The sequence below is a fragment of the Arthrobacter sp. 10L430 genome (assembly GCF_056395245.1).
Window position 1 is genome coordinate 361,035 of the sequence record NZ_JBFTJD010000002.1, and the last position, 23,555, is coordinate 384,589.

Sequence of the window (23,555 nt, forward strand, 5' to 3'; positions counted from 1 at the left end):
CGCAGACGGCCAGCCGGATTGCTGAAGGTCATGGGGGCAATTGCCGCCGCCACCGTGGCAATCCTGCTCGTCGCCGCACCAGCATCGCTGGCGGCCACGCCATCACCGACGCCATCCCCGTCGAACCAGCAGTTCCAGAACAACATCAGCGGCTTCCTCCGCGATGATGCACGCGCCCCCATCCAAGGTGTGAAGATCACGGCCAAAAACGGTGACTTCACTGGAACAGCAACCTCGAGTGCCAACGGGGCCTGGAACATAGGCGTACCGTCCCAGGGCACCTACGAGGTCCAGCTGGACGAGTCCACCCTGCCGCAGGGCATCAAGCTCGCGGCGGGCCAGGCCAACCCCCGCAGCATCACGTTCAGCCAGACGTCTAACGTCTCGGTGATCTTCGCCTTCGGCAAAGGCATCGTCGTCCAACAGCAGGACTTCGGCCAGAACCTGCTCAACCGGCTGGTCGCCGGCGTGAGCTTCGGGCTCCTGCTCGCCCTCGCATCCGTGGGGCTGTCCCTGATTTTCGGCACCACCGGGCTGACCAACTTCGCCCACGGTGAGATGGTGACGCTTGGCGCCGTTCTCGTATTCGTCTTTAATGCCATGAACCTGCCGTTCTGGCTCGCCATCCTCCTGGCCCTCCTGGGTGGAGGACTCTTCGGCTACGCCCAGGACGCCGGCCTCTGGCGGCCGCTGCGGCGCCGCGGCACCGGTCTGGTCCCCATGATGATCGTCAGCATCGGCCTGGCCCTCGCCATCCGATACGTCATCCAGTTCTACTTTGGCGGTGCCACCCAGCAGCTGCCCTTTGCCCAGAGCGCGGAAATCCAGATCGGGCCGGTCTCCATCTCACCCAACAACCTGTGGTCGCTGGTGATCAGCGCAATCGTGATCGGCCTGATCGGCATCGTCCTACTCAAGACCCGGCTGGGCAAGGCCACCCGGGCAGTGGCGGACAACCCCGCCTTGGCAGCCGCCTCAGGCATTGACGTGGACTCCGTCATCCGTCTCGTCTGGATTGTCGGCGGCGTGCTGGCCTCCCTCGGCGGCATCCTCTGGGCCTACTACCGTCCCGGCGTCACGTTCGACATGGGCTCGCAGATCCTGCTGCTCATCTTCGCGGGCGTGACGCTCGGTGGCCTCGGCACCGTCTTCGGCGCCCTGATCGGATCCGTCATCGTCGGCATCTTCGTCGAGTTGACCACCGTCTTCGGCCTCGCGGCCGACCTCAAATACGTGGGAGCGCTGTTCATCATGATTGTTGTCCTCTTGTTCCGGCCGCAGGGCATCCTGGGCCGTCGCGAGCGCGTGGGTTAGGAGACAGCCATGGACTTCGGATTCATCCTTGCAAGCGCCGCCGGAGAGCTTTTCAGCCCGACGACTGCCGCTTACGCCCTAGCCGCCCTGGGCCTTGCTGTCCACTTCGGCTACTCGGGCCTGCTGAACTTCGGCCAGGCCGGCTTCATGGCGGTGGGAGCCTACGGCTTCGCCATCTCCACCCTTAGCTTCGGCGCCCCCTTCTTCGTGGGATTGCTGATCGCTGTCATCTGCTCTGTGCTGTTCGCGCTGGTTCTGGGTATCCCCACCCTCCGCCTGCGGGCGGACTACCTGGCCATCGTCACCATTGCGGCGGCGGAGATTATCCGCTACGTCGTCACCACCAACCAGCTCACGTCGGTGACTGGCTCGGCCAACGGACTCGCAGCCTTCGAAGGCGGGTTCTACTCGATGAACCCGTTCCCCGAGGGCGACTACCTCGGCATGAACAACAGGGACTTCTTCATCCGGGTCATCGGTTGGGGCCTCGCGGTGATCTGCTGCGTTATTATCTGGCTTCTGATGCGGAGCCCTTGGGGGCGCGTATTGAAGGGCATCCGCGAGGATGAGAACGCGGTGCGCTCCCTGGGCAAGAACGTGTACGCCTACAAGATGCAGGCGCTGGTCATCGGTGGTGTGCTGGGCGCCTTGGCCGGCATGGTCTTCACGCTCCCCCGCGGCGCAGTCCAGCCTGCCAACTACGGCACGGAGCTGACGTTCTTCCTGTGGACCTGCCTCCTGCTTGGCGGCATGGCCACCGTTTTGGGGCCGGTCATCGGCGCCATGATCTTCTGGGTGGTCCTGTCGCTGACACAGGGCATTCTCTACGGCCTCATCGAATCGGGCGCGGTGACCTGGCTGACCACAGTCCAGGCCGGGCAGCTGCGCTACATCCTCGTGGGTGTAGCCCTGATGCTGCTGATGATCTTCAGGCCCCAGGGAGTCTTCGGCAACAAGAAGGAGCTGGCGTTCGCATGAGCAAGCACAGCGAAGAATCAATGGAAGCCGGCGTCGACTACATGACGGACGCCCGCGCGATCGCCGTCGGAGAGAACACCCCCGGCTGCAAGAAGCGGGACCCCATCGTCGTCGCCGAAAACGTGACCCGCACGTTTGGGGGCATCAACGCCGTCGACGTCGAATACCTGGAGATCCCTCGGCACAAGATCACGGCCCTGATCGGTCCGAACGGTGCGGGCAAGACCACCCTCTTCAATCTGCTCACCGGCTTCGACACCCCGAACTCCGGCAAGTGGCAGTTTGAAGGGCAGAGCATTGCCGGCGTCTCCTCCTACAAGGTGGCTCGCATGGGCATGGTCCGCACCTTCCAGCTGACCAAGGTCATGGGCAAGCTGACGGTCATGGAGAACATGCGCCTGGGCGGTTCTGACCAGCCCGGCGAACGGCTTTCCAAGGCCCTGTTCAAGGGCATGTGGGGCAGCCGGGAAAAGGAAATCACGGATCAGGCGAACGTCCTGCTGGAGAAATTCAAGCTGGACACGAAGAAGGACGACTACGCGGCCTCGCTGTCCGGCGGCCAGCGCAAGCTGCTCGAAATGGCACGCTCGCTCATGGTCCGGCCCAAGCTCGTCATGCTCGATGAGCCCATGGCGGGCGTCAACCCTGCGCTGACCCAGTCCCTGCTGGACCACATCAAGAACCTCAAGGCAGAGGGCATGACGGTCCTCTTCGTGGAACATGACATGAACATGGTGCGCCACATCGCTGACTGGGTAGTTGTCATGGCTGAAGGCAAGATCGTGGCCGAGGGTCCCCCGGGCGAGGTCATGAAGAACCCGGCGGTGATCGATGCCTACCTGGGTGCCCACCACGACGTCGACCTGGGCGATTCTGAAGGCATCAAGGCCCTGGAGCAGGAACTCGTCGCCGACGAGGAGTCGATCGTCGGCACGGAAAACGCCGGCATCATCGCCGTGGACGTTGTGGCGCCAGATATGCAGGAGACCATCCGCACAGACAAGGACAAAGCATGAGTGCCACGAGCGCGGCACCGGCCGCAAAGAGCGCAGCAGCGGACGACTCCGTCGTCAAGGTCACGAACCTCGTGGCCGGATATCTGCCCGGTGTGAACATCCTCAATGGCTGCAGCATCGAGGCCCGCAAAGGCGAGCTGATCGGCATCATCGGGCCGAACGGCGCCGGGAAGTCCACACTCCTCAAGGCCATGTTTGGCCTCGTGAAGGTGCACTCGGGCTCAGTGGTGGTCCGCGGCCAGGACCTGACCGGTCTCAAGGCGAACAAGCTCGTCACGCAGGGCGTCGGCTTCGTGCCGCAGAACAACAACGTGTTCGCCACCCTCACCATCGAGGAAAACATGCAGATGGGCATGTTCCAGCGCCCCAAGGACTTCGCCGAGAGGTTCGACTTTGTCACCGACCTTTTCCCTGAGCTTGGCAAGCGCAGGGCCCAGCGCGCCGGTTCGCTGTCCGGCGGGGAGCGCCAGATGGTGGCCATGGGCCGGGCCCTCATGATGGACCCCGCGGTGCTGCTGCTGGACGAGCCGTCGGCAGGCCTCTCCCCCGTGAAACAGGACGAAACGTTCCTTCGCGTGCATGAGATCAACCGCGCTGGCGTGTCCGTGATCATGGTGGAGCAGAACGCCCGCCGCTGCCTGCAGATCTGCGACCGCGGCTACGTCCTGGACCAGGGCAAGGACGCGTACACAGGAACAGGCCGGGAGCTGATGAAGGACCCGAAGGTCATCCAGCTGTACCTGGGAACGCTCGCCGACGAAGCCTAAGCTTCGCTGGACCGCCAGAAGGGCTGTCACCTCCGGTGGCGGCCCTTTCTGCGTGCCCGTGGTTCTTGTCTAGCCCCGGGCGTACCACTCGCTCAGCGAGGCGCACGACTGGAGGCGCACGACTGGAGGCGCACGACGGCGTCACGCGGCGCAGACTGTCGCGTCACCGGTCGTTGCGCAGCGCCAAGCCAATGGTCTGGCACGCAGAAGCCCCCGTCCTCGTGGGACGGGGGCTACTGGTCTGGCTAGGAAAGGGGCTACAGCTTGCCGAATTCTTCCTTCGCAGGCTGCGGCTTGTTGGTGTCGTCGTACTCGTAGATGCCGATGTAGGCTTCCGTGGGGTCACCGGCGTCAGAGAACGTGATCGGACCGGACTGGCCGTCGTAGTCGATGTCCTTGCCGTTCCGGAGCAGGGTGACACACGACGGGAAGGTGTTGCACTTCTCGCCGCCTTCAGAGACTGCCTTGAGCTGCTTGGCAATGTCCGTGCCCTTGGTGCTCTTTGCTGCCTCTGCCGCAAGCGCGGTCATGTTGGTTGCATCGTACGCCTCGCCTGCATAGTTGAACGTCCGCAGGGCGGGATCAATCGCGAGAAGCGACTTCTTGAAGTCCTCCTTAGCAAAGGTTCCCGGCTGCGTGCCGCGAGCGCCCTTAAGGGTTCCTGCTTTGAAGTCCTTGCTGTAATCGAAGAGGTTGCCGTCAACTAGGAACAGCTGTTCCGGCTTGATTCCCTTGCCGGTCAGCAGCGGAATGATGCTCTTGGCTTCGTCGAACGTGATCAGCGCAATGGCGTCGGGCTTGGCGGCGACCAGCGCATCGACCTGGCTGCTGAACTGCGAATCGCCGGTGTTGTAGAGCTGCTCAGCCACAACCTGGCCGCCGGCGGAGGTGAAGGCTTCCTTCACGTTTTTCTGCAGGCCGGTGCCGTAAGCGTCGTTGAGGACCATCATGCCCAGGGTCTGGGCTCCACAAGTGGCCATGTAGTTACCGAGAACCTTGCCCTGAAGGACGTCAGAGGGAGCCGTACGCCAGTACAGGCCCTTGTCGTCCCAGGTGGTGAAGTCCGGGGAAGTGTTGGCCGGAGAGAATTCCAGGACGCCGGCTCCGGTGATCTGGTTGATGACGGTCTTCGAGACGCCGGAGGAAGCCGCGCCGATGATGGCGCTGACACCCTGGCCCAGCAGGGCCGTAGTCGACTGCGTCGCAATGTCCGTCTTCGTGTCGCCCGAGTCGCGGTGGACAACCTGCACCGGCTTGCCCAGAACGCCGCCAGCGGCGTTGATCTCCTTGATGCCAAGGTTAACGCCGGCAATTTCGGGTGGGCCGAGGAACGCCAGCGACCCCGTTGTCGGCAGGAGCGATCCGATTTTCAGCGGAGTGGGGGTGGTCGTCGTCGAAGCGGGCACGGAGGCTTCTGCGGCTGCTGAGCTGGAGCCTCCGGCTGTCGCGCTGGCAGCAGGGCACGCGATGCCGCCGGCCCCGCCGGCCGCTGAGGTGGTCGCGGTTGGAGTGGAGCTGCCACCACAAGCCGTAGCCAGAAGGGCGACGCCGATGCTAAGCGCTGTGAGCTTAGCTACTCGGGGCGCCGTCTGGGGGAGTGAAATCATTTAATGTCTCCTCGATCGAAAGGTGCGAACGGCCTTTGATGCGATTGGTCAGGTGTTCCTGAGCTAACTTCAAGCTAGTGCAATTGGGCCCCGAACATAAGTGAGTAAGGTCACATCCTTATAACACTCGTTGCATATGGGACACCTGAAGGAATGACATTATCCGCGCCCGAATACGGGCCGTTCATACGGCACCTCACGAACCGGGAAACTTGTACCCCAGGTGGGACTCGAACCCACAACACGCGGATTTTAAGTCCGCTGCCTCTGCCAATTGGGCTACTGGGGCGCCCGGTCAATGGTATCGCCTTCCACGGCAGCGAAAGGTTCCGCGTACCGGAAGGTTCCGTGCACGCCTCCGGGCCAGACTGCGAGCGGAAGGAACTGGAAGTTGTCTCCCCACTTTTTATCGGGCGCCTCTATGCCCATGGACGCCGAAGGCACGAAGCCGAACCGCGGGTAATATTCGGTGCTGCCGAGCAAGGCAATGCCCCGCTCCCCTGCCGCGTTGGCCCGGATTACCGTTTCACGCATGAGCGCCGAGCCGATGCCGTGGCGTTGTAGCCTGGGCGCCACACCGATGGGGCCCAGCCCCAGCAGCTCAAGGCCGTCCACCCACGCCCGCGTGCTGATCACGTGTCCCACGATTTCGCCGTCCAGCTCGGCCACAACGCTGAGCTCCGGCAGATACTCCTGCGATTCGAATAGCCGGCGCAGGATGTCCACCTCCACGGGCTCGCCCTCGACCGGCAGTCCTGTGACCGGAGACACCGAGAATGCCTCGGCCGCCAAAGCGAGGATGGCTTCGCGGTCTTCGGGTTTCTCATTCCGCAGCTTCACCTCGCGCACGGGTTCAGGATCAGTTGCGTTCGCCGCTGCGAGCTCGGCCAGCGCCTCGAGGGCCCGGGCAGAGTCTCCCACGGGGACCAGCAAGTGGTCATGGTGAAAGCCTGCCAGCACGTTGCAGCTGATTTTGGCGTCTGTCAGGGCCCGGCTCACGGCGGCAGTCAGGCCCACGGCCTCCAGATCCGAATGGACCTCCAGAGTGATCCAGGCGGCCACGAAGTCGTAATCGAGTCCCAGGGCGTCCGCCTCGGCGCGCGGCAGCACCACGGTCAGCCCTTCGGCTTCACGGACAGCAGCCTCGATGCCGGCTGCCAAGGGCCTTCCGTGCGGCCAGAGCACATACACGTACTCGCCTTCGCGGAGCACCGGATGCATGGCGGCCAGGAGCGTCTGGAGGTTCTTTTCACCCGTCATGCAGCCAGTCTAGACTTCACCGCAGCCGCTTCCCGGGACGCGGCTGCGTCGGAAGCCGCACTGAAGAAAACAGGCCAACGACGAAAGCGGCCGCTCCCCCAGGGGGAACGGCCGCCGTCGTCAGCTGTAGCTCTTTACTTGGCTTCCGCCACAACAGGGTCCTTTGAACCACCCAGCGGGGCGTCGGCGGTCTTGCCGGCAACCGGGGCAGCCGGAGCGGCGGCCGGCTTCGGAGCCGGGGTGGCGGCCGCAACAAAGGCACCGCGGGGGTTGTCGAGGTCCATGAGCGGCGTGGTGTCGCGGCCCATGAAGAAGCTCAGGATCCAGCCAAAGATTACGCGGACCTTGCGCTCAACCGTGGGGATGGCCATGCCGTGGTAGCCGCGGTGTGCCAGCCAGGCGAGGCCGCCCTTGAGACCGATGCGGCCGAGGAGATTGATGTTGGCAACACCCTTCCACTCGCCGAAGCCGGCAACAGCGCCAAGGTTCTTGTGCTTGTAGTCCACCAGCGGCTTGTTCCAGCGGGAAGCCCACAGGTTCTTGGCGAGGCGCTTCGCCTGGCGAAGTGCGTGCTGGGCGTTCGGGACGCAGGTACCGTCCGGCAGTCCACTTCCGGTGAGGTCAGGCACGGCAGCGACGTCGCCGGCAGCCCAGGCATTGTCGACAATGCCTTCGTCGCCTGCGATGCGCAGGTCCGGGAGCGTGCGCACACGTCCGCGCGGCTCGAGCGGGAAGTCGGTGGACCGGACCATCGGGTTGGCCTGCACACCGGCGGTCCACACCAGGGTGTCCGACTCGAATTCCTGCGCCGGGGTCTTGTCCGGGAGGTTGATGAGCTTCAGGGAGCCTTCGGCGCTGTCAAGCGAGGTGTTGAGCAGCACCTCGATGCCGCGGCTGCGGAGGTGCTCCACGACCCATTCGGCCTGCTTGGCCGTGACCTCGGGCATGATGCGGCCCATGGCTTCGACGAGGACGAAGCGGACTTCCTCCTGCTTGACGCGAGGATTGTTCTTGACCGCCGCGCGGGCGAGGTCTTCCATCTCGGTAATACACTCAATGCCGGCGAAGCCGCCGCCGACGACGACGAACGTCAGGGCGCGGGCACGCTCTGCGGGATCCGTCATGAGCGAGCCGGTCTCAATCCGCTCGAGGACCTTGTTGCGAAGTGCAACGGCTTCCTCAATGGTCTTGAGCCCGATGCCCTTGTCCCCCAGGCCCTTGATGGGGAAGGTGCGGGTAATCGCACCGGCCGCCAGGACAACGTCGAAGTACGGAATCTCGAAGTTGTCGCCGCCGTCTGCCGGAGCAACCACGGCAGTGCGGTTGGCATGGTCAATCGAGGTGACGCGGCCCTGGATAAGTTCGGTCTGCTTGAGGTGCTGGCGGTGGGAGACCACAGCGTGGCGCGCCTCGATGTTGCCGCCGGCGACCTCGGGCAGGAAGGGCTGGTAGGTCATGTAGGGCAGCGGATCCACGACGGTGACGATGCCGCCGGCGTTCGCGATCTTCTTCTGCAGTTTGAGTGCTACGTACAGGCCGACGTACCCGCCGCCGACGACGAGCACCCGGGGACGGTCCTGGAGCTGAGGGGTGGTTGCCATGCATCCAGAATACAGTAGTTTGTGAAAATCTTCACTAACTAGGCGGATCGCCGGAATCCACCCGGTTCAGCACACCCGTATCGGGCTCCTCGCCGCTTCCGCCGGACGCCCGGTAGGCGCGGCGCAGCTGAATGGCTGCGCCGGCGATGATGGCCAGGAAGAGGCCTCCGAAACCGATGACGACGGCGGCAGGAAGGGCGCTGTCCAGCTGCGACGGCGGCTGCGCCACCGGCACCGTGGCCTTGGGAAGGGTGGGCTGGGCCACGTGGGATTCGGCAGGCGGAACCGGGGACGGCGTTGCCAGGTTTCCGCGGCGGTGGACGCGGATCCAGTCCGAGATGGACCCCAGCGGATTGGTCTGCGTCTCTGCGACGTTGTCCTTCAGTGCCGCCTCGGCATTGAGCACCCCGAAACCGTACAGCGGGTCCTTGCCCGGCGCCCCCGCATCCTTGGCAGTGGTGACAATTCTGTTGATGACCTGCTCCGCGCTCATCTGCGGCCATTTGGAGCGGATCAGCGCGGCCACGCCTGAAACGATCGGGGTGGCGCCGGAGGTGCCGGCCCATTCCGCGTAGCTCCCGCCGGGGAGCCCTCCGGCAAGCTTCTCGGCGGGCGCTGCCACGCCGATGCTGATGCCCTGCGACGAGGAGTCCGTGCTGGCGTTGCCGTTACGGTCCAGTCCCGCCACGGTGAGAACGCCCGGGATGGTGGCGGGTGCCCCCACCTGGACGTTTCCACCGACCCGGTTGCCGGCCGCGGCCACAATGACCACGTCCTTCTGTTCCGCGTACAGGAAGGCGGCGTCCCAGCTCTGCGGCCATTCCGGCGATGTGCTGCCCAGCGAAATGTTGATTACCTTGGCCCCGTTGTCCACGGCCCAGCGGACAGCCTCAGGGATCTGGTCCTGATCGCTCTTCCCGCCAGGGTTGGCTGAACCCAGCCATGTGGATACGGAGAGGATCTCGGCTTCGGGTGCGACCCCCATGATCCCGTCCGGCAACGTCTTCGACGGTGACGGGCTGGGCGTCGACTTGGCGCCGGCCTTGGACTTCTTCGGCGGCGGCTGGTGTCCGCGGCCCGCCAGCATGGTGGCCACGAGGGTGCCGTGCTCGGGCTTTGCACCGATGCTTTTCTGCCCGTCGGATGTACCCGCTCCCGAGACGTCATGGCCGCCGGCGATGGCGCCCTTCAGGTCCGGGTGGTCGCCGTCCACGCCGCTGTCGATCACGGCCACTTTGACGTTGGCGCCCTTGGAGATCTCCCAGGCCTTGGTGATGCCTGCTTCCTTGAGCCAGTATTCCTTGTCGCGCCAGGTGTCTGCCTGCGCCGCGGGGGCTGTTGCGATCGCTGCCGCAGCGACGCCGCCGGCAAGCGCCGCAGACAGCAGAGCGGAGACCGTCCGGCGGAACCGGGCTGTTGCTCTGGTCATTCAAGATCCAATACTCGGTTGGCTGGTGCCTCGTTAGCTGACACTCAGTTAACTGACACTCAGGGCAATTCCGTCAAGAATATCGTGCTCGCTGGCGGTGGCTGTAATGACCGCTCCGCCCGTGAGCTCGCCCATCCTGGTGAGGATCTGCCGCCAGACCAGCGCTCCGGCGCCGATGACGTCAACCCGGCCGGGGTGCATGTACGGCAGTTCGGCCCGCTGCGCCTTGGTCATCCTCAGCAGGTCGCTTGCCGCAGCCTGGATGGTTTCGATGGACAGCTCGGCACCGTGGATGGCGGCCGGCAGGTACTCCGGCAGTTTCAGCGCATGCGCGGTGATGGTGGTGATGGAACCGGCAACCCCGACGACGGCGGTGCTGCGTTCCAGCGGAACGTCCAGGCCCGCTTCGGTGATCGCGGCATCTACGTCAGCCTCAGCCGCGGCGATCTGTTCGGCCGTGGGCGGATCGCTCTTGAGGTGGCGTTCGGTCAGCCTGACGCAGCCGATGTCCACGGATTTCGCGGCGATCACGCCGCCGGTGTCACCCAGCACGAATTCCGTGCTGCCGCCGCCCAGGTCCACCACCAGTACCCGGTCACTGCCGGAGAGCGGCAGCACGCTGCTGGCCCCGGCGAAGGACAGCGCGGCTTCCTCATCGCCGGAGATGACCTCCGGCTCCACGCCGAGGAGGCCGTGGATGCCATCCACGAACACCTGGCGGTTGCGGGCGTCGCGGCTCGCGGAGGTAGCCACGAAGCGGACCTTCTCAGCCCGGTATTCACGGATCATTGCGGCGTAATCCGCGGTGGCCGCGAACGTGCGCTCCAGCGCTTCGGGCGCGAGCTCGCCGGTGGCGTCAACGCCCTGCCCGAGCCTCACCACGCGCATCTCCCGCACGATGTCGGTGAGTTTGGTGGCGCCGTTGCCGCGGTCGACGTCGGCGATAAGCAGTCGGATGGAGTTGGTACCGCAGTCAATGGCTGCAACCCTGGTCATTCGCCGGCCTCCTGCTTGGACTTCCGGACGGGTGCGGGCCGCCCGACGATTTCCGGCAGGCCCTGCGGACCGTGGCGGCTGAGGTCCCTCGACGGCGCTTCACCGTCGGTGTCCCAGGCGCCGTCGCAGTAGCAGCGGTCGGCGGTCCACCACTCGGCGATGGCGTCGATGGCTTCGTCGCCGAGGGGATTCACGCCGCGGCCGGCGGCGAGCGACTGGCCGACGAGCACATGCAGGCATTTGACCCGGGTGGGCATGCCGCCGGCCGAGATGCCGTCAATTTCGGGCACGCCGCCAATGCCGGAGCGGGCCCCGATTTCGGCACGGGATGCGAGGTATGCCTCGTGGGCGCCGCGGTAGCTTGCCGCCAGCGCTTCATCCGCGGTGAGGCGGTCGTTCATTTCGTTCATGAGCCCGGCCGCCTCAAGGCGTGACACGGCTGACGTGATCACCGGATGCGTGAGGTAGAAGGTGGTGGGGAACGGCGTGCCGTTGCTGAGCCGGGGAGCCGTGGCCGCCACGAGCGGGTTGCCGCAGACGCAGCGCGCGGGGATCTCGACGACGTCACGGACCGGCCTGCCCAGTTGGCGGCTCAGCACCTCAAGATCGTGTGCCGATGGCTGGCGGGATTCCTCCGGCGCTGTTGCCGTGTTCTCGTCCACTGGCGCGGCCGTCCTTCCTGCCCGGATCTGGCTGTCTCAAAGGCGTGTGAGACAGTCCCGCGGCGGGCGCCGCTCTTAGTCTGTTGCCGAACGCCTGATGGACTCCCAGAGGGAATCCACCCACGGCAGGTTGGCGGGGTCTTGTGCTGCTGCTGCACCGGGCTGGCTGCCTGACGCGCCGGCCGGCAGGTCGCTGCCGAACACCCAGTAGCCGGTCTCTCCCGGCATAACCATGTTAATGCGGTCCCGGGCCTGCTGCTTGACATAGTTCGGGTCCTGCCAGCGCGAGACCTGGCGCTTGAGGTTGTCCTGGTTCGACTTGCTGGCGGCGATGTCCGCTTCCAGCGCCGCGATCTCCGCCCGTTTGTCGATGAAGATCTTTACGGTGGGCGCCAGCATGATGGTGATGGCAATCATAACGACGGCCAGTGCCAGCATGCGGCCGGAAAAGGCTTTGGCGGGAACGGGGTCGAGGGCTTCGTCGGCCGCCTGAACCGCTGAGGATCCGGATGTGCCGCGGTTTTTCCCGGCTGCTTCCTTGCCGGGGGCGGATCCCTTTGCGGGCGCGGGTCCGCCAGCAGGTGCCGTTCCCTTGGCTGGCTGCCCGTGGGTGCCGTTTGCTTTCGACGCAGCCGATTCCCTGGCGCCCGCTGCACCGCTTTCCCGTGTGCCCGTTTCCCTGACGGCGTCAGCAGGACGGTGGCCGCCGAAGTCCGCCTGGATGACGTCTCCCCCGGGGGATCCGGTCTCGGGGTGCCGGGATGCTGGGGTCACCCGGGGAACTTTGGGACGGCGGGTAGCCATGACACTCCTGTAAACGCGTGACGCTGGGCTGTAACGCTGGACGGTAACGCTGGACGGTGGCCGGCCTGACGAGCAGCGGCCGTAGCGGGCAACGGCCTCAAACAAAAACCGGTGGCTATGGTCTTTCCACCATAGCCACCGGTCAGTTGTTTATCCGGCTACTAGCCGTTGAAACGCGGGAAGGCGCTGCGTCCGGCGTAGCGTGCGGCGTCGTCGAGTTCCTCTTCGATGCGCAGCAGCTGGTTGTACTTGGCTACACGCTCCGAGCGGGCCGGGGCGCCGGTCTTGATCTGGCCGGCGTTGGTGGCGACGGAGATGTCGGCGATGGTGGTGTCCTCGGTCTCACCGGAACGGTGCGAGGTGATGGTGGTGTAACCGGCACGCTGGGCCAGTGACACGGCGTCCAGCGTCTCGGTCAGGGAACCGATCTGGTTGACCTTGACGAGCAGCGAATTCGCGGTCTTGGTGTCGATGCCGCGCTGCAGGATGGCCGGGTTGGTGACGAAGAGGTCATCGCCCACGAGCTGGACCTTGTCGCCGATGGCGTCGGTGAGGGTCTTCCAGCCTTCCCAGTCGTTCTCGTCGAGCGGGTCCTCAATGGAAACCAGCGGGTAGTCGGCTACCAGCTCGGCGTAGTAGGCGCTCATCTCGGTGGCGGAAAGTGCCTTGCCTTCGAACTGGTAGGCGCCGTCCGTGAAGAACTCGGAGGAGGCGACGTCCAAGGCCAGGGCGATGTCCTTGCCCGGGGTGTAGCCGGCGTTCTTGATGGCTTCCTGGATCAGGTCCAAAGCGGCACGGTTGGACGGCAGGTTCGGCGCGAAGCCGCCCTCATCGCCCAGACCGGTGGACAGGCCCTTGGCCTGCAGGACTGACTTGAGGTTGTGGTAGACCTCGACACCCCAGCGCAGGCCCTCGGAGAAGGTCTCGGCGCCGATCGGGACAATCATGAATTCCTGGATGTCCACGTCGGAGTCGGCGTGCGAGCCGCCGTTGAGGATGTTCATCAGCGGCACCGGAAGGACGTGGGCGTTGGGGCCGCCCAGGTACTTGTAGAGCGGCAGGTCCGCGGAGGCCGCTGCGGCGTTGGCAACAGCCAGGGACACGCCCAGGATGGAGTTGGCGCCAAGCTTGCCCTTGTTGGCAGTGCCGTCCAGGTCGATCATGGCCTGGTCGATGCTGCGCTGGTCGGTGGCGTCGAAGCCAATCAGGGCCGGGGCGATCTGGTCGATGACCGCGTCAACGGCCTTCTGGACACCCTTGCCGAGGTACCGGCCCTTGTCGCCGTCGCGGAGTTCAACGGCCTCGTGCTCGCCCGTGGAGGCGCCGGAGGGAACCGCTGCGCGGCCGATCTGGCCGTCGGAGAGCAGAACTTCTACTTCTACGGTCGGGTTGCCACGGGAATCGAGGATCTCGCGGGCGTGGATGGCATCGATAAGCGCCATGAATATGCTCCTTATGGTGAAGCGATTTACTGGGAAACTAGCGGAAAATCTCGACGTCCTCGTCAGGGACTAGCGTAGTCGAGAGTGGTGCACGTTACGGAAACCTATCCAGAACCCGGACGTCATGATCCCGGCGGAGCTGAGTTCTGGTACCGCCGGACTGCGCCCCGGAGGGCGCGTTCGGCATCAAACCCCTTGCCGCGGGCAGCACGGACCACCGCGAACAGAAGGTCACCGAGCTGGTTCTCGGAGTCACAGGTTTCGACAAGCTCAACCAGCGGATGGGCATGCCCAACTTGAGGTGTCAGACCCGCCCGGGCGGCCCGGTCGAGGGTTTTCTGGGCACGGGCCAAGGCCGGCAGCGCTTCGGGGATGCCCTCAAAGTGGGTGGCCCGTTCCGGCCGTTCGGCCTTTTTGACGGCGTCCCACTTGAGCACTATCTCCTCCACAGTTGCCGGAAAGGAGTCTTGCAGGGAGCCGTCCGGCCGGAAGACGTGCGGATTGCGCCGGATCATCTTGGCGGTGAGGCCGTGGGCGACGTCGCCGAAAGCGAAGGTGCCGCGCTCTTCGGCGAGCCGGGCGTGCAGCACCACTTGCAGCAGCACATCGCCCAGTTCGCCCTTCAGCTCGGCTTCGTCGGCGCCGGTCTCGATCGTCTCCGCCACCTCGTAGGCCTCCTCGAGGAGGTACTCCACGAGCGACTCATGCGTGAGGGCCCCCATCCACGGGCAGTGCTCGCGGAGTGCTGCAATTATTTCGAGCAGTCTGGAGACCTCCCCGGCGCTGCTTTCAGCCAAGGTCGCCGTAGGCGTCGTTAATGTACTCCACCAGGGCTTCCCTTTCCTCCAGCGGAAGGAAGGACGCCTCGGCGGCGTTGAGCGTCAGTTCAAGCAGGTCGTCGAGGTCATAGTCGAACGTCTCTACCAGAAGCTCGAACTCGTCGGTGAGGCTTACGCCGCTCATGAGGCGGTTGTCCGTGTTGATGGTCACGTTGAAGCCGAGCTGGTAGAGCATGTCCAGCGGGTGGCTTTCGATGCCCTCCCCAAAGCCTGCGATGGCTCCGGTCTGCAGGTTTGAGGACGGGCAGATCTCCAGGGGGATGCCGCGGTCCCGGACCCAGCTGGCGAGGTTTCCGAGCGTCACGAGGCCGATGTTGTCATCGTCTTCGTCGGCGTCGTCGCTGTCGAACTCGACCATGATGTCCTCGGCGATGCGGACGCCGTGGCCGAGGCGCAGTGCCCGTCCGTCCACCAGGGCGGACTGGATGCTGTCAAGGCCTGCGGCCTCGCCCGCGTGAACCGTGGCGGGGAAATTGTTTTCCGCAAGGTAAGTGAAGGCGTCGCGGAAGCGCGACGGCAGGAAGCCGTCTTCGGCACCTGCAATGTCGAAGCCGACGGCGCCGTTGTCGCGGTGGCGGACGGCCAGCTCCGCGATCTCCAGGCCGCGGTCGGCGTGCCGCATGGCCGTGATCAGCTGGCCCACCTGGATCTCGCGCCCGGACTCGGCCACGGCGTCCACACCAGCCTCAAGACCTTCCTGGACGGCCTCAACCACTTCGTCGAGCGTCAGGCCCTTCTGGAGGTGCTGCTCCGGAGCCCAGCGGACCTCTCCGTACACCACACCGTCGTCCCCGAGGTCTTCCACGAATTCCTTCGCCACCCGGAACAGCCCTTCCTTGGTCTGCATCACGGCAATAGTGTGGTCAAAGGTCTCGAGGTAGCGGACCAGAGAACCGGAATTGGCGGACTCACGGAACCATTCCCCGAGTGCGGTGGGGTCTGTTGAAGGGAGGGTGTGGCCAACGGCCTCCGCCAGGTCGATGATGGTGGCCGGTCGCAGACCCCCGTCCAGGTGGTCGTGAAGGGATACCTTTGGAAGGCTCTTCAGGTCGAAGTCAAGGGCAGGGGCGGCGTCAACGATTGGCTCAGTCACGTACCAACTCTAGGGTTGGACCGCGCGCAATGCCAACGGCAATGCGGAGGCCGCGTTTGGCGGGCTAAGCTCAGCGGGCCGATTCGACGTCGGCGGCCACCGCGGCCGGCCGCTCGGCGGCGAGGCTTTCGGCGTCGGGTCCTTTCGGGGCACCCTCCGGTGCCGGCCGATGTTCGGTTGTGCTTCCCGGCGCATGCACGGCGTCGTGGCGGCCGAGCCGCTTGTGCCACCAGCGCAGCAAATGGTCAATGGCGATGCCGAGGATGATGGCGAACACCACGGCGATGCCCGCCCCGAGAAGAGGGTTGCTGTGCAGCCAGGGGAACGAACTGGCAACGATACCGATGCCGATCGAATACCCAACCCAGGTAAAGCAGGCCAGCCCGTCCAGGACGAAAAACCGGCGGTGCGGAAACCCTGTGGTTCCGGCAACGTAATTGACGGCCACTCGCCCCCAGGGGATGTAGCGGGCCGTGAAGATCAGCACGGCGCCGCGCTTCTCCAGCTCATACCGCGCCCAGCCGAAGACCTTTTGCACTTTTGGCCGGCGCATCCATTTCCAGCGGTTCAGTCCGATTTTCCGGCCGAGGAGATATGCCATGTTGTCGCCGGCCATCGCCCCGACGAGCGCAGTGAACCCCAGTATCCAAAGGTTTGGATTGCCGCTTTGCCGGGAGAACGCCGCCAGCGCCACGATGAGTGTCTCGCTGGGAACAACCATGGCGAAGCCGTCCACGAAAAAGAACACGAGCAAGATGGGGTAAATCCACCACTGACCCGCTGCATGGAGCACGGCCTCATTAATAAACTCCACGCGGGTGTTGCTCCTAGCGGAAAATGACCAAAACAATAGTGACGCAAATCGCTCTTTAGTGTCCCATGGCCGGAGCATAGTCCGCTACGCCCGTTCAGGAAAACTCGCCCTCCCCTGCCGGGTCCGGAAGGCGCCCCCGGATCCGGCTGATTACGATGTCCACCACGATGCCCAGCACAATCGCGCAGGCGATCGCGATGGCGGCGCCGAGCAGATGATTGTTCTCGAACCACTGGCCAAAGAACAGCCCGATCCCCACTGAATATGCTGCCCACAGTGACGCGGACAGCACTGTCAGCCCGACGAACCGGGCGTGGGAATAGTGCGTGGCCCCGGCGGTCAGGTTCACGGCCACCCGGCCGATCGGGATAAACCGCGCCACGAGGATCAGCGACGCCGCGCGCTTCCTGAGCTCACGCCCTGCCCAGCGGAAGGCCCGCTGCATGCGGGGCCCCCGCATCCAGCGCCAGCGCCGCGTGCCGACGCCCCGGCCGATCAGGTACGCGGTGTTGTCCCCGGTGAACGCCCCCAGCGCCGCGGTGGCTATGAGCAACCACGGATTGGGGACATCCGCGGTGGCCGCGACCGCCGCCAGCCCCACCACGACGGACTCGCTGGGGATGGGTGGGAAGAAACCGTCAATGATGCAGCAGGCCAGGACAAGGATCAGGACCCAGGGCTGCCCGGCGGCAGCAAGGATGAAGTCGTTGATGGCCTGCATTGGGTCAGGCGATGCGGTCGATGATCAGCTGCTGTGCCGGACGCGATCCTTCCGGCGCGATGGTGACAGCGCTTTCGAGTGCCTCCTTGGCGCGGGCGAATTTCTCCGGGGTGTCCGTCAGCAACGTCATGAGCGGCTCCCCCGCCCGCACAGTGGCTCCAGGCTTGGCGTGCAGCCGGACGCCGGCGCCGGCCTGTACCACGTCCTCCTTGCGGGCGCGGCCGGCTCCAAGCCGCCAGGCCGCAACGCCCACGGCCAGTGCGTCCAGTTCCACGAGGACCCCGTCCGCCGGTGCGTAGATGGTTTCGGACTCCTTCGCGACCGGCAGCTTTGCCTGGGGATCCCCGCCCTGCCCCTTGATCATCCGGTTCCAGACATCCATGGCGCGGCCGTCTTTCAGTGCCGCGGCAGGATCGGCGTCCTTCACGCCGGCACAGGCCAGCATTTCCTCAGCCAGCCGGACCGTCAGTTCCACCACGTCCTCGGGCCCTCCGCCAGCCAGCACCTCCACGGACTCCTCCACTTCGATGGCGTTGCCGGCCGTCAGGCCGAGGGGCGTGCTCATGTTGGTGAGCAGTGCCACCGTGTTCACTCCGGCGTCCTTGCCGAGGGCCACCATGGTCTCGGCAAGCTCCCGGGCACGGGCCTCATCTTTCATGAAGGCGCCGCTGCCCACCTTCACATCGAGCACCAGCGATCCCGTGCCCTCCGCTATTTTCTTGCTCATGATCGACGACGCGATCAGCGGGATGGCTTCGACGGTGCCCGTGACGTCACGGAGCGCGTAGAGCTTCTTGTCCGCCGGGGCCAGGCCAGCACCGGCAGCGCAGATCACCGCCCCGACGTCCTGAAGCTGAGCCAGCATTTCCTCGTTGCTCAGCGCGGCGCGCCAGCCCGGAATGGACTCCAGTTTGTCCAGTGTGCCGCCCGTGTGCCCCAGGCCGCGTCCGGACAACTGGGGCACGGCCACCCCGAATACGGCCACGAGGGGTGCCAGCGGCAGGGTGATCTTGTCGCCCACGCCTCCGGTGGAGTGCTTGTCGGACGTAACCTTCACGCCGCCGTCGGGACGCTGGAGACTCGAAAAGTCCATCCGCTCGCCCGAGGCGATCATCGCGGCGGTCCAGCGGGAGATCTCGGCACGGTCCATGCCGTTGAGCAGGATGGCCATGTTCAGCGCGGCCATCTGCTCTTCGGCGATGACGCCGCGGGTGTAGGCGTCGATGGTCCAGTCGATCTGTGCAGGGCTCAGGATGCCCTTGTCACGCTTGGTGCGGATGATGTCGACGGCGTCAAACGCCTCGGTCTTCTGGGTCACCGTGTTTCCTCCAGGTGTTGGGGGCCGAATGCGTCGGGGAGCACCTGGTCCATGGTCTTGATTCCCTGCGTGGTCATGAGCTCCATGCCGGGAGCCCGGAATTCGTACAGCAGCTGGCGGCAACGCCCGCAGGGCATGAGCACGTTGCCGCCGCCGTCAACGCAATAGAAGGCGCGCAGCAGCCCGCCGCCGGTCATCTGCAGGTTGCCCACGAGCGCGCACTCGGCGCACAGCGTCAGGCCGTAGCTTGCGTTTTCAACGTTGCAGCCGCTCACGACCCGGCCGTCCCCGGTGAGGGCGGCCGCACCCACCGGGAACCTGGAATACGGCGCGTAGGCGTTCTTCATCGCCGCGACGGCGGCGGCCTCCAAAGCCGGCCAGTCGACGTCGGACTTTTCGCCCCGGGTGGTCGAGCTTGTCGAGACGCTCTTGTCCACCGCGGTCAGCCCTTGACGTAAGGGATGCCGCTGGCGGCCGGGGGCCGGGAACGGCCGACCAGGCCGGCCACCGCCAAAACGGTCACGAGATACGGCAGCATGGCCATGAACTGGCTGGGGACCGGGGTGCCGATGATGGTCACAATGCTTTGCAGGTTGTCTGCGAAGCCGAACAGCAGGGCCGCGAAGAACGCGCCAATCGGGTTCCAGCGTCCGAAGATCAGGGCTGCCAAGGCAATAAACCCGCGCCCGCCGGAAATCTCCTTGGTGAAGCTGTCGATCGCCACCAGCGTGAAGAACGAACCTCCGATGCCGGCGATGGCACCGCCCAGTGTGACGTTCCAGAACCGTGTGGCGTTCACCCGGATGCCCATGGTATCCGCGGCCTGCGGGTGTTCCCCGACGGCACGGACGCGCAGGCCCCATTTGGTCTTGAACAGTCCGATCCACACCACGATCACCGCGATGTACATCAGGTAGCCGACCAGGGACTGCTTGAAGAGGATGGGCCCGAGCACGGGAATGCCGGACAGCACGGGGATGTCGATGATCGGGAGCCGCCCCGGAGAATTGAACGTCGCCTTGTCAGCCTGCATCACTGTGCTGAACAGGAAGCCGGTGACGCCGGAGACCAGGACGTTCAGGACCACGCCCACAATGATCTGGTTCACGAGGTATTTGATGCTGAACAGCGCCAGCACCATGGAGACGACGGCGCCTGCCACCGCTGCTGCCAGCAGTCCGATGAACGGGTTCCTGGTCATGCTGGCAACCATGGCTGCCGTGAAGGCCCCGCCCAGCAGCTGGCCTTCGATCGCGATGTTCACGACGCCCACCCGCTCGCACAGCACTCCGGAGAGCGAGCCGAACACGAGGGGAACCGCCAGCGTCACGGAGCCGGCGATGAGGCCGGCAAGGGAGATGCTCGGGGTGCGGGCACCGCCCACCACCCAGATGAGGAAGGCAGCGACGAAGAGGACGATGAAGGCGATGGGCAGCCAGCGGGGTGCAGCCTGGTCCTTCGTCTTGAGGTAAACGGCGTAGCCGGCCAGGCCCAGCATGATGACCGACAGCACGATGCCGCCCAGAAAGCCCGGGACCTCCAGCGCGGGCAGCTGGAAGAAATCCCCGCTGGAGGACAGGCCGAACCGTGCCGTCTGGTTGGGTCCCATAAGGCCAAAGAAGATGAAGGCCACGATGCCCAGTGCCGACAAGAGGACGGGAACCTTCCAGGTCACCGGCTTCTCAGACGTTGCCTGCTGGCGCTCTTCAGCCCGCGGCGGGGTTCCCGCCTGCGGTTTTCCCGGTTGGGGCGAGGTTGCTGTTGTGCTCATGCTGCACCTCCCGTGGTGGCTGCGGTCTTGGACTTGCCGGCGGTTACCGGCTTCTTGCGCCGCGGGTTCAGCCCGAACACTGCCCGCACCAGCGGCGGAGCCGCGATGAAGAGAACGATCAGCGACTGGACCACCAGGACGATGTCGATCGGCGTTCCGGTCTGGATCTGCATCTGGACCGCTCCGGCGCGGAAGGCGCCGAACAGCAGGCCGGCAGCGAACGTCCCCCACGGCGTCGAACGTCCCAGGAGTGCCACGGTGATGGCGTCAAAGCCGTACGTGGCGGCGACGCCGTCGGTGAGGACCTTTTCCGTGCCGGCTACCTGCGCCACGCCGGAGAGGCCTGCGAGGGCGCCGGCAATGGCCATTACCAGAATCGTTGAGCGGGAGACATTGATGCCCGCGGTCTGCGCTGCCTTGGGGTTGGCGCCGACCGCCCGGAACTCGAAGCCCACGGTGGAGCGGTTCAGGAGCCACCACACGAAGACCGTGATGGCGATGGCCAGGAGGAAGCCGAGGTGGAGCCGGTACTGGCTGCCGAAGATCTGCGGGTAGACGGCGCTGGGGTCCAGGATCGGGGAGATGGGGTTGGACTCCCCCGGCCGCCGGAACGCGGGGGTGTTGAGCAGATACCTCAGCAGGTACAGCGCGATGTAGTTGAACATGATGGTGAGGATGACCTCGTGGGCTCCGGTCCGGGCCTTGAGGTAACCCACCAGTCCGCCCCAGAAGGCACCGCCGATGATGCCGGCCACGAGGACCAGCAGCAGGTGCAGGCCCACCGGGAGGTGCAGGGCGAAACCGGTCCATGCCGCCAGGATGCCGGCAATGATGATCTGGCCCTGGGCGCCGATGTTGAACAGCCCGGCGCGGAAGGCCAGGGCCACGCCCAGGCCGGCGGTGATCAGGGGCGTGGCGATGGTGAGTGTTTCCATGAGCGGGGCGAACTGCCCGCCTATGCCTCCTCCGCGTGGATTGAACACCGAGCCCTGGAACAGTGCCACATATGAACGAGTGGCGGCGTTCCAGACCGCCGACAGGAAGTCGGTGGGACGTGCCAGCAGATAGCTTGCCGTGGCGCCGACCTGCTTGTCGGTGAGCGCGATCAGCAGGCCGCCGAGGATCAGGGCGAGCAGGACGGCCAGGACCGATACGGTGCCGCTGCCGGTGAAGATCCTGCGGACGAGTGTTTCCGGGCCGCCTGGGATCTTGCCGCTCTGGGCGGTGGCCGGAACGGCGGAGGGTCCCATGGCTCCGCCGGCAGTGTCCAGTGACACGACGGCGGCGGTCTCCTCGTCCGCGGGCTTCGGCGCATGGTGCCTGTCCGCGTGGGGCTTGTCTGTGTGCGGCCTGCCGGCGTCGTGCTTGTCAGCGGCGTGCTTGTCGGTGTGGTGCTTGTCGGTGTCGTGCTTGTCAGCTTCGTGTTTGTCAGCGTCGGGGCCCGAGGGATTGCCGTCGGGGTGGTGTGGCTGGGTCTGGTCAGTCATGGTCGCCTCCTTCGGCGCGGGAGGCGGACGTCGGCGTAGGGCTGTTGCCGAGGGCTGGGCTGTTGCCGGGTACCGGGTCGTTTCCTAGGGCGGGGTCGCGGTGGTGGAGCTTGTCCGCGTGTGCCTCATCGGGTGAAAGTCCCGCCATCATGAGCCCCAGGACGTCGCGCCCTGTTCCCGCGGGGACGATTCCTACGAGCTTGCCCTTGTAAAGCACGGCGATCCTGTCCGCGAGCTCCATGACTTCATCAAGTTCGGTGGAGACGATCATGACCGGGGTGCCGGTGTCTCGTTCGGCCACGATGCGGCGGTGCAGGAATTCGATGGAGCCGACGTCCACACCGCGGGTGGGCTGCGAGGCGATAAACAGCCGCAGCGGCCGCGAGAGCTCCCGGGCCATCACCACTTTCTGCTGGTTGCCGCCCGACAGCGTTCCGGCAGCGGCTGCGGCGGACGGTGTGCGGACATCGAATTCGCCGATCCGGGAGTTGGCGTTCTCCAGGACCTTGGCCGGGCTCATGCTGATGCCCCTGGCGAAGGGAGCTTTGTCATACAGGTCGAGGACCAGGTTTTCGGCCACGGAGAATGTGCCCACCAGGCCGTCAACCTTGCGGTCTTCAGGCACGAAGCCGACGCCGGCATCCAGCACGTCCTTGACGCTGCGCCCCACGAGTTCCTTGCCGTCGAGCAGGATCGAGCCACTGACCCGCTCCTGCAGGCCAAGGATCGCCTCGGTGAGCTCGGTCTGCCCGTTGCCCTGGACACCGGCGACGGCGAGGATTTCGCCACGGGCGATGCTGAAGCTGATGCCGTCCACGGTGTGGTGGCCGTTCGGCGCGACCACGGTCAGGTCTTTGACCTCGAAGGTGGTCTCCTGCGGCTGCGCGGGGGCCTTGTCCAGGGTGAGGTTCACGGCGCGCCCCACCATCATGGACGCCAGTTCCGTGGTTGAGGCACCGGAATCCGCGGATCCGACCACCTGGCCGCGGCGGATCACGGTGATGATGTCCGAAACGGCTTTGACCTCACGCAGCTTGTGCGAAATGAAGACGATGGAGGTGCCGCCGCCCTTGAGCTGGCGCATGATGTCCAGCAGCTCGTCGGTCTCCTGGGGCGTCAGCACCGCCGTCGGTTCATCCAGAATCAGTACTCTGGCGTCCCGCACGAGTGCCTTAATGATTTCCACGCGCTGCTGGACGCCCACCGGGAGGTCCTCCACGAGGGCGTCGGGGTCGACGTCGAACCCGTAGCGGTCCGAGATCTCCTGGATTTTGCGGCGGGTGTCCTCCAGGTTCAGGAAGCCGCCTGCCTTGGTGGATTCGGCGCCGAGCGCCACGTTTTCGGCGACCGTGAACACGGGCACCAGCATGAAGTGCTGGTGCACCATGCCGATGCCGGCAGCCATGGCGTCTCCGGGGCCGCGGAAGCTGACGGGCTCGTCGTCGATGAGGATTTCGCCGTCGGTGGGCTCGTACAGCCCGTAAAGAACGTTCATCAGGGTGGACTTGCCGGCCCCGTTTTCGCCCAGCAGACAGTGGATCTGTCCGGGTTCAACAACCACATCTATGTGATCATTGGCGAGCAGGGAGCCGAAGCGCTTGGTGATCCCCTTGAGTTCAAGTTTCAAAACTCTGAC

At 65.3% G+C, this 23,555-nt stretch carries 21 protein-coding genes and 1 tRNA gene; 4 read left to right on the forward strand and 18 right to left on the reverse strand.

The features are described from left to right. Nucleotides 1-30 precede the first annotated feature (30 nt). Genes AC1DDG_RS03805 through AC1DDG_RS03820 form a run of 4 tightly spaced genes read left to right on the forward strand, consistent with a single transcriptional unit; the run spans nucleotide 31 to nucleotide 4,075 of the window. The gene (locus tag AC1DDG_RS03805) at nucleotides 31-1,314 is read left to right on the forward strand and encodes a branched-chain amino acid ABC transporter permease (protein ID WP_230117145.1); all 1,284 of its coding nucleotides are present in this window, start codon (nucleotides 31-33) and stop codon (nucleotides 1,312-1,314) included. Nucleotides 1,315-1,323: 9 nt separating this feature from the next. Next, complete coding sequence (locus AC1DDG_RS03810; protein ID WP_230117144.1) at nucleotides 1,324-2,292, forward strand: branched-chain amino acid ABC transporter permease; 969 nt, start codon at nucleotides 1,324-1,326, stop codon at nucleotides 2,290-2,292. After that, nucleotides 2,289-3,308 carry an ABC transporter ATP-binding protein gene (locus AC1DDG_RS03815; RefSeq protein ID WP_230117143.1) on the forward strand — a complete coding sequence of 340 codons (1,020 nt, stop codon included), beginning with the start codon at nucleotides 2,289-2,291 and terminating at the stop codon, nucleotides 3,306-3,308. Before AC1DDG_RS03810 ends, AC1DDG_RS03815 begins: the two co-directional genes overlap by 4 nt. Further along, nucleotides 3,305-4,075, forward strand: a complete 771-nt coding sequence (locus tag AC1DDG_RS03820; protein ID WP_230117142.1) for an ABC transporter ATP-binding protein — start codon at nucleotides 3,305-3,307, stop codon at nucleotides 4,073-4,075. Before AC1DDG_RS03815 ends, AC1DDG_RS03820 begins: the two co-directional genes overlap by 4 nt. A gap of 257 nt (nucleotides 4,076-4,332) precedes the next feature. Here the strand turns inward: AC1DDG_RS03820 and AC1DDG_RS03825 are convergent, their stop codons facing one another. From AC1DDG_RS03825 to AC1DDG_RS03910, 18 genes are all read right to left on the reverse strand, one after another. Beyond that, the gene (locus tag AC1DDG_RS03825) at nucleotides 4,333-5,682 is read right to left on the reverse strand and encodes an ABC transporter substrate-binding protein (RefSeq protein ID WP_230117141.1); all 1,350 of its coding nucleotides are present in this window, start codon (nucleotides 5,680-5,682) and stop codon (nucleotides 4,333-4,335) included. Between the two features lie 215 nt (nucleotides 5,683-5,897). Continuing rightward, nucleotides 5,898-5,971: transfer RNA gene (locus tag AC1DDG_RS03830), tRNA-Leu, on the reverse strand. Then, nucleotides 5,962-6,942 carry an N-acetyltransferase gene (locus AC1DDG_RS03835; protein ID WP_476874983.1) on the reverse strand — a complete coding sequence of 327 codons (981 nt, stop codon included), beginning with the start codon at nucleotides 6,940-6,942 and terminating at the stop codon, nucleotides 5,962-5,964. The genes AC1DDG_RS03830 and AC1DDG_RS03835 overlap by 10 nt, the downstream gene beginning before the upstream one ends. A 134-nt stretch (nucleotides 6,943-7,076) precedes the next feature. Next, entirely contained in the window at nucleotides 7,077-8,543 is a 1,467-nt protein-coding gene (locus AC1DDG_RS03840; protein WP_230117139.1) for an NAD(P)/FAD-dependent oxidoreductase, read from the reverse strand. Nucleotides 8,544-8,577: 34 nt separating this feature from the next. After that, nucleotides 8,578-9,972, reverse strand: coding sequence for a S8 family serine peptidase (locus AC1DDG_RS03845; protein ID WP_230117138.1), 1,395 nt, complete (start codon nucleotides 9,970-9,972; stop codon nucleotides 8,578-8,580). A 48-nt stretch (nucleotides 9,973-10,020) separates the two neighbouring features. Continuing rightward, entirely contained in the window at nucleotides 10,021-10,968 is a 948-nt protein-coding gene (locus tag AC1DDG_RS03850) for a Ppx/GppA phosphatase family protein (RefSeq protein WP_230117137.1), read from the reverse strand. Next, nucleotides 10,965-11,630, reverse strand: a complete 666-nt coding sequence (locus tag AC1DDG_RS03855; RefSeq protein WP_230117136.1) for a DUF501 domain-containing protein — start codon at nucleotides 11,628-11,630, stop codon at nucleotides 10,965-10,967. The genes AC1DDG_RS03850 and AC1DDG_RS03855 overlap by 4 nt, the downstream gene beginning before the upstream one ends. Nucleotides 11,631-11,705: 75 nt before the next feature. Then, nucleotides 11,706-12,434 carry an FtsB family cell division protein gene (locus tag AC1DDG_RS03860; protein ID WP_230117135.1) on the reverse strand — a complete coding sequence of 243 codons (729 nt, stop codon included), beginning with the start codon at nucleotides 12,432-12,434 and terminating at the stop codon, nucleotides 11,706-11,708. A gap of 161 nt (nucleotides 12,435-12,595) precedes the next feature. Further along, complete coding sequence (gene eno, locus AC1DDG_RS03865; protein WP_230117134.1) at nucleotides 12,596-13,876, reverse strand: phosphopyruvate hydratase; 1,281 nt, start codon at nucleotides 13,874-13,876, stop codon at nucleotides 12,596-12,598. 122 nt (nucleotides 13,877-13,998) lie between these two features. After that, entirely contained in the window at nucleotides 13,999-14,598 is a 600-nt protein-coding gene (locus AC1DDG_RS03870) for a MazG nucleotide pyrophosphohydrolase domain-containing protein (RefSeq protein ID WP_230117190.1), read from the reverse strand. 67 nt (nucleotides 14,599-14,665) lie between these two features. Further along, a complete protein-coding gene (locus AC1DDG_RS03875) occupies nucleotides 14,666-15,808 on the reverse strand; it encodes an adenosine deaminase (RefSeq protein WP_230117133.1) in 1,143 nt (380 codons plus the stop codon). Between the two features lie 70 nt (nucleotides 15,809-15,878). Next, on the reverse strand, nucleotides 15,879-16,622 hold the full coding sequence (locus tag AC1DDG_RS03880; RefSeq protein WP_230117132.1) for a DedA family protein: 744 nt from the start codon (nucleotides 16,620-16,622) through the stop codon (nucleotides 15,879-15,881). A 94-nt stretch (nucleotides 16,623-16,716) separates the two neighbouring features. Beyond that, nucleotides 16,717-17,343 (reverse strand): DedA family protein, encoded by a 627-nt coding sequence (locus tag AC1DDG_RS03885; protein ID WP_230117131.1) that lies wholly within the window; start codon nucleotides 17,341-17,343, stop codon nucleotides 16,717-16,719. 4 nt (nucleotides 17,344-17,347) lie between these two features. Continuing rightward, nucleotides 17,348-18,661, reverse strand: coding sequence for a thymidine phosphorylase (locus AC1DDG_RS03890; RefSeq protein ID WP_230117130.1), 1,314 nt, complete (start codon nucleotides 18,659-18,661; stop codon nucleotides 17,348-17,350). Beyond that, entirely contained in the window at nucleotides 18,658-19,098 is a 441-nt protein-coding gene (locus AC1DDG_RS03895; RefSeq protein WP_230117129.1) for a cytidine deaminase, read from the reverse strand. The genes AC1DDG_RS03890 and AC1DDG_RS03895 overlap by 4 nt, the downstream gene beginning before the upstream one ends. 5 nt (nucleotides 19,099-19,103) lie before the next feature. After that, complete coding sequence (locus AC1DDG_RS03900) at nucleotides 19,104-20,432, reverse strand: ABC transporter permease (protein WP_230117128.1); 1,329 nt, start codon at nucleotides 20,430-20,432, stop codon at nucleotides 19,104-19,106. Then, entirely contained in the window at nucleotides 20,429-21,919 is a 1,491-nt protein-coding gene (locus AC1DDG_RS03905) for an ABC transporter permease (RefSeq protein WP_230117127.1), read from the reverse strand. Before AC1DDG_RS03905 ends, AC1DDG_RS03900 begins: the two co-directional genes overlap by 4 nt. Then, a complete protein-coding gene (locus AC1DDG_RS03910) occupies nucleotides 21,912-23,546 on the reverse strand; it encodes an ABC transporter ATP-binding protein (protein ID WP_230117126.1) in 1,635 nt (544 codons plus the stop codon). Before AC1DDG_RS03910 ends, AC1DDG_RS03905 begins: the two co-directional genes overlap by 8 nt. Between the last annotated feature and the right edge of the window lie 9 nt (nucleotides 23,547-23,555).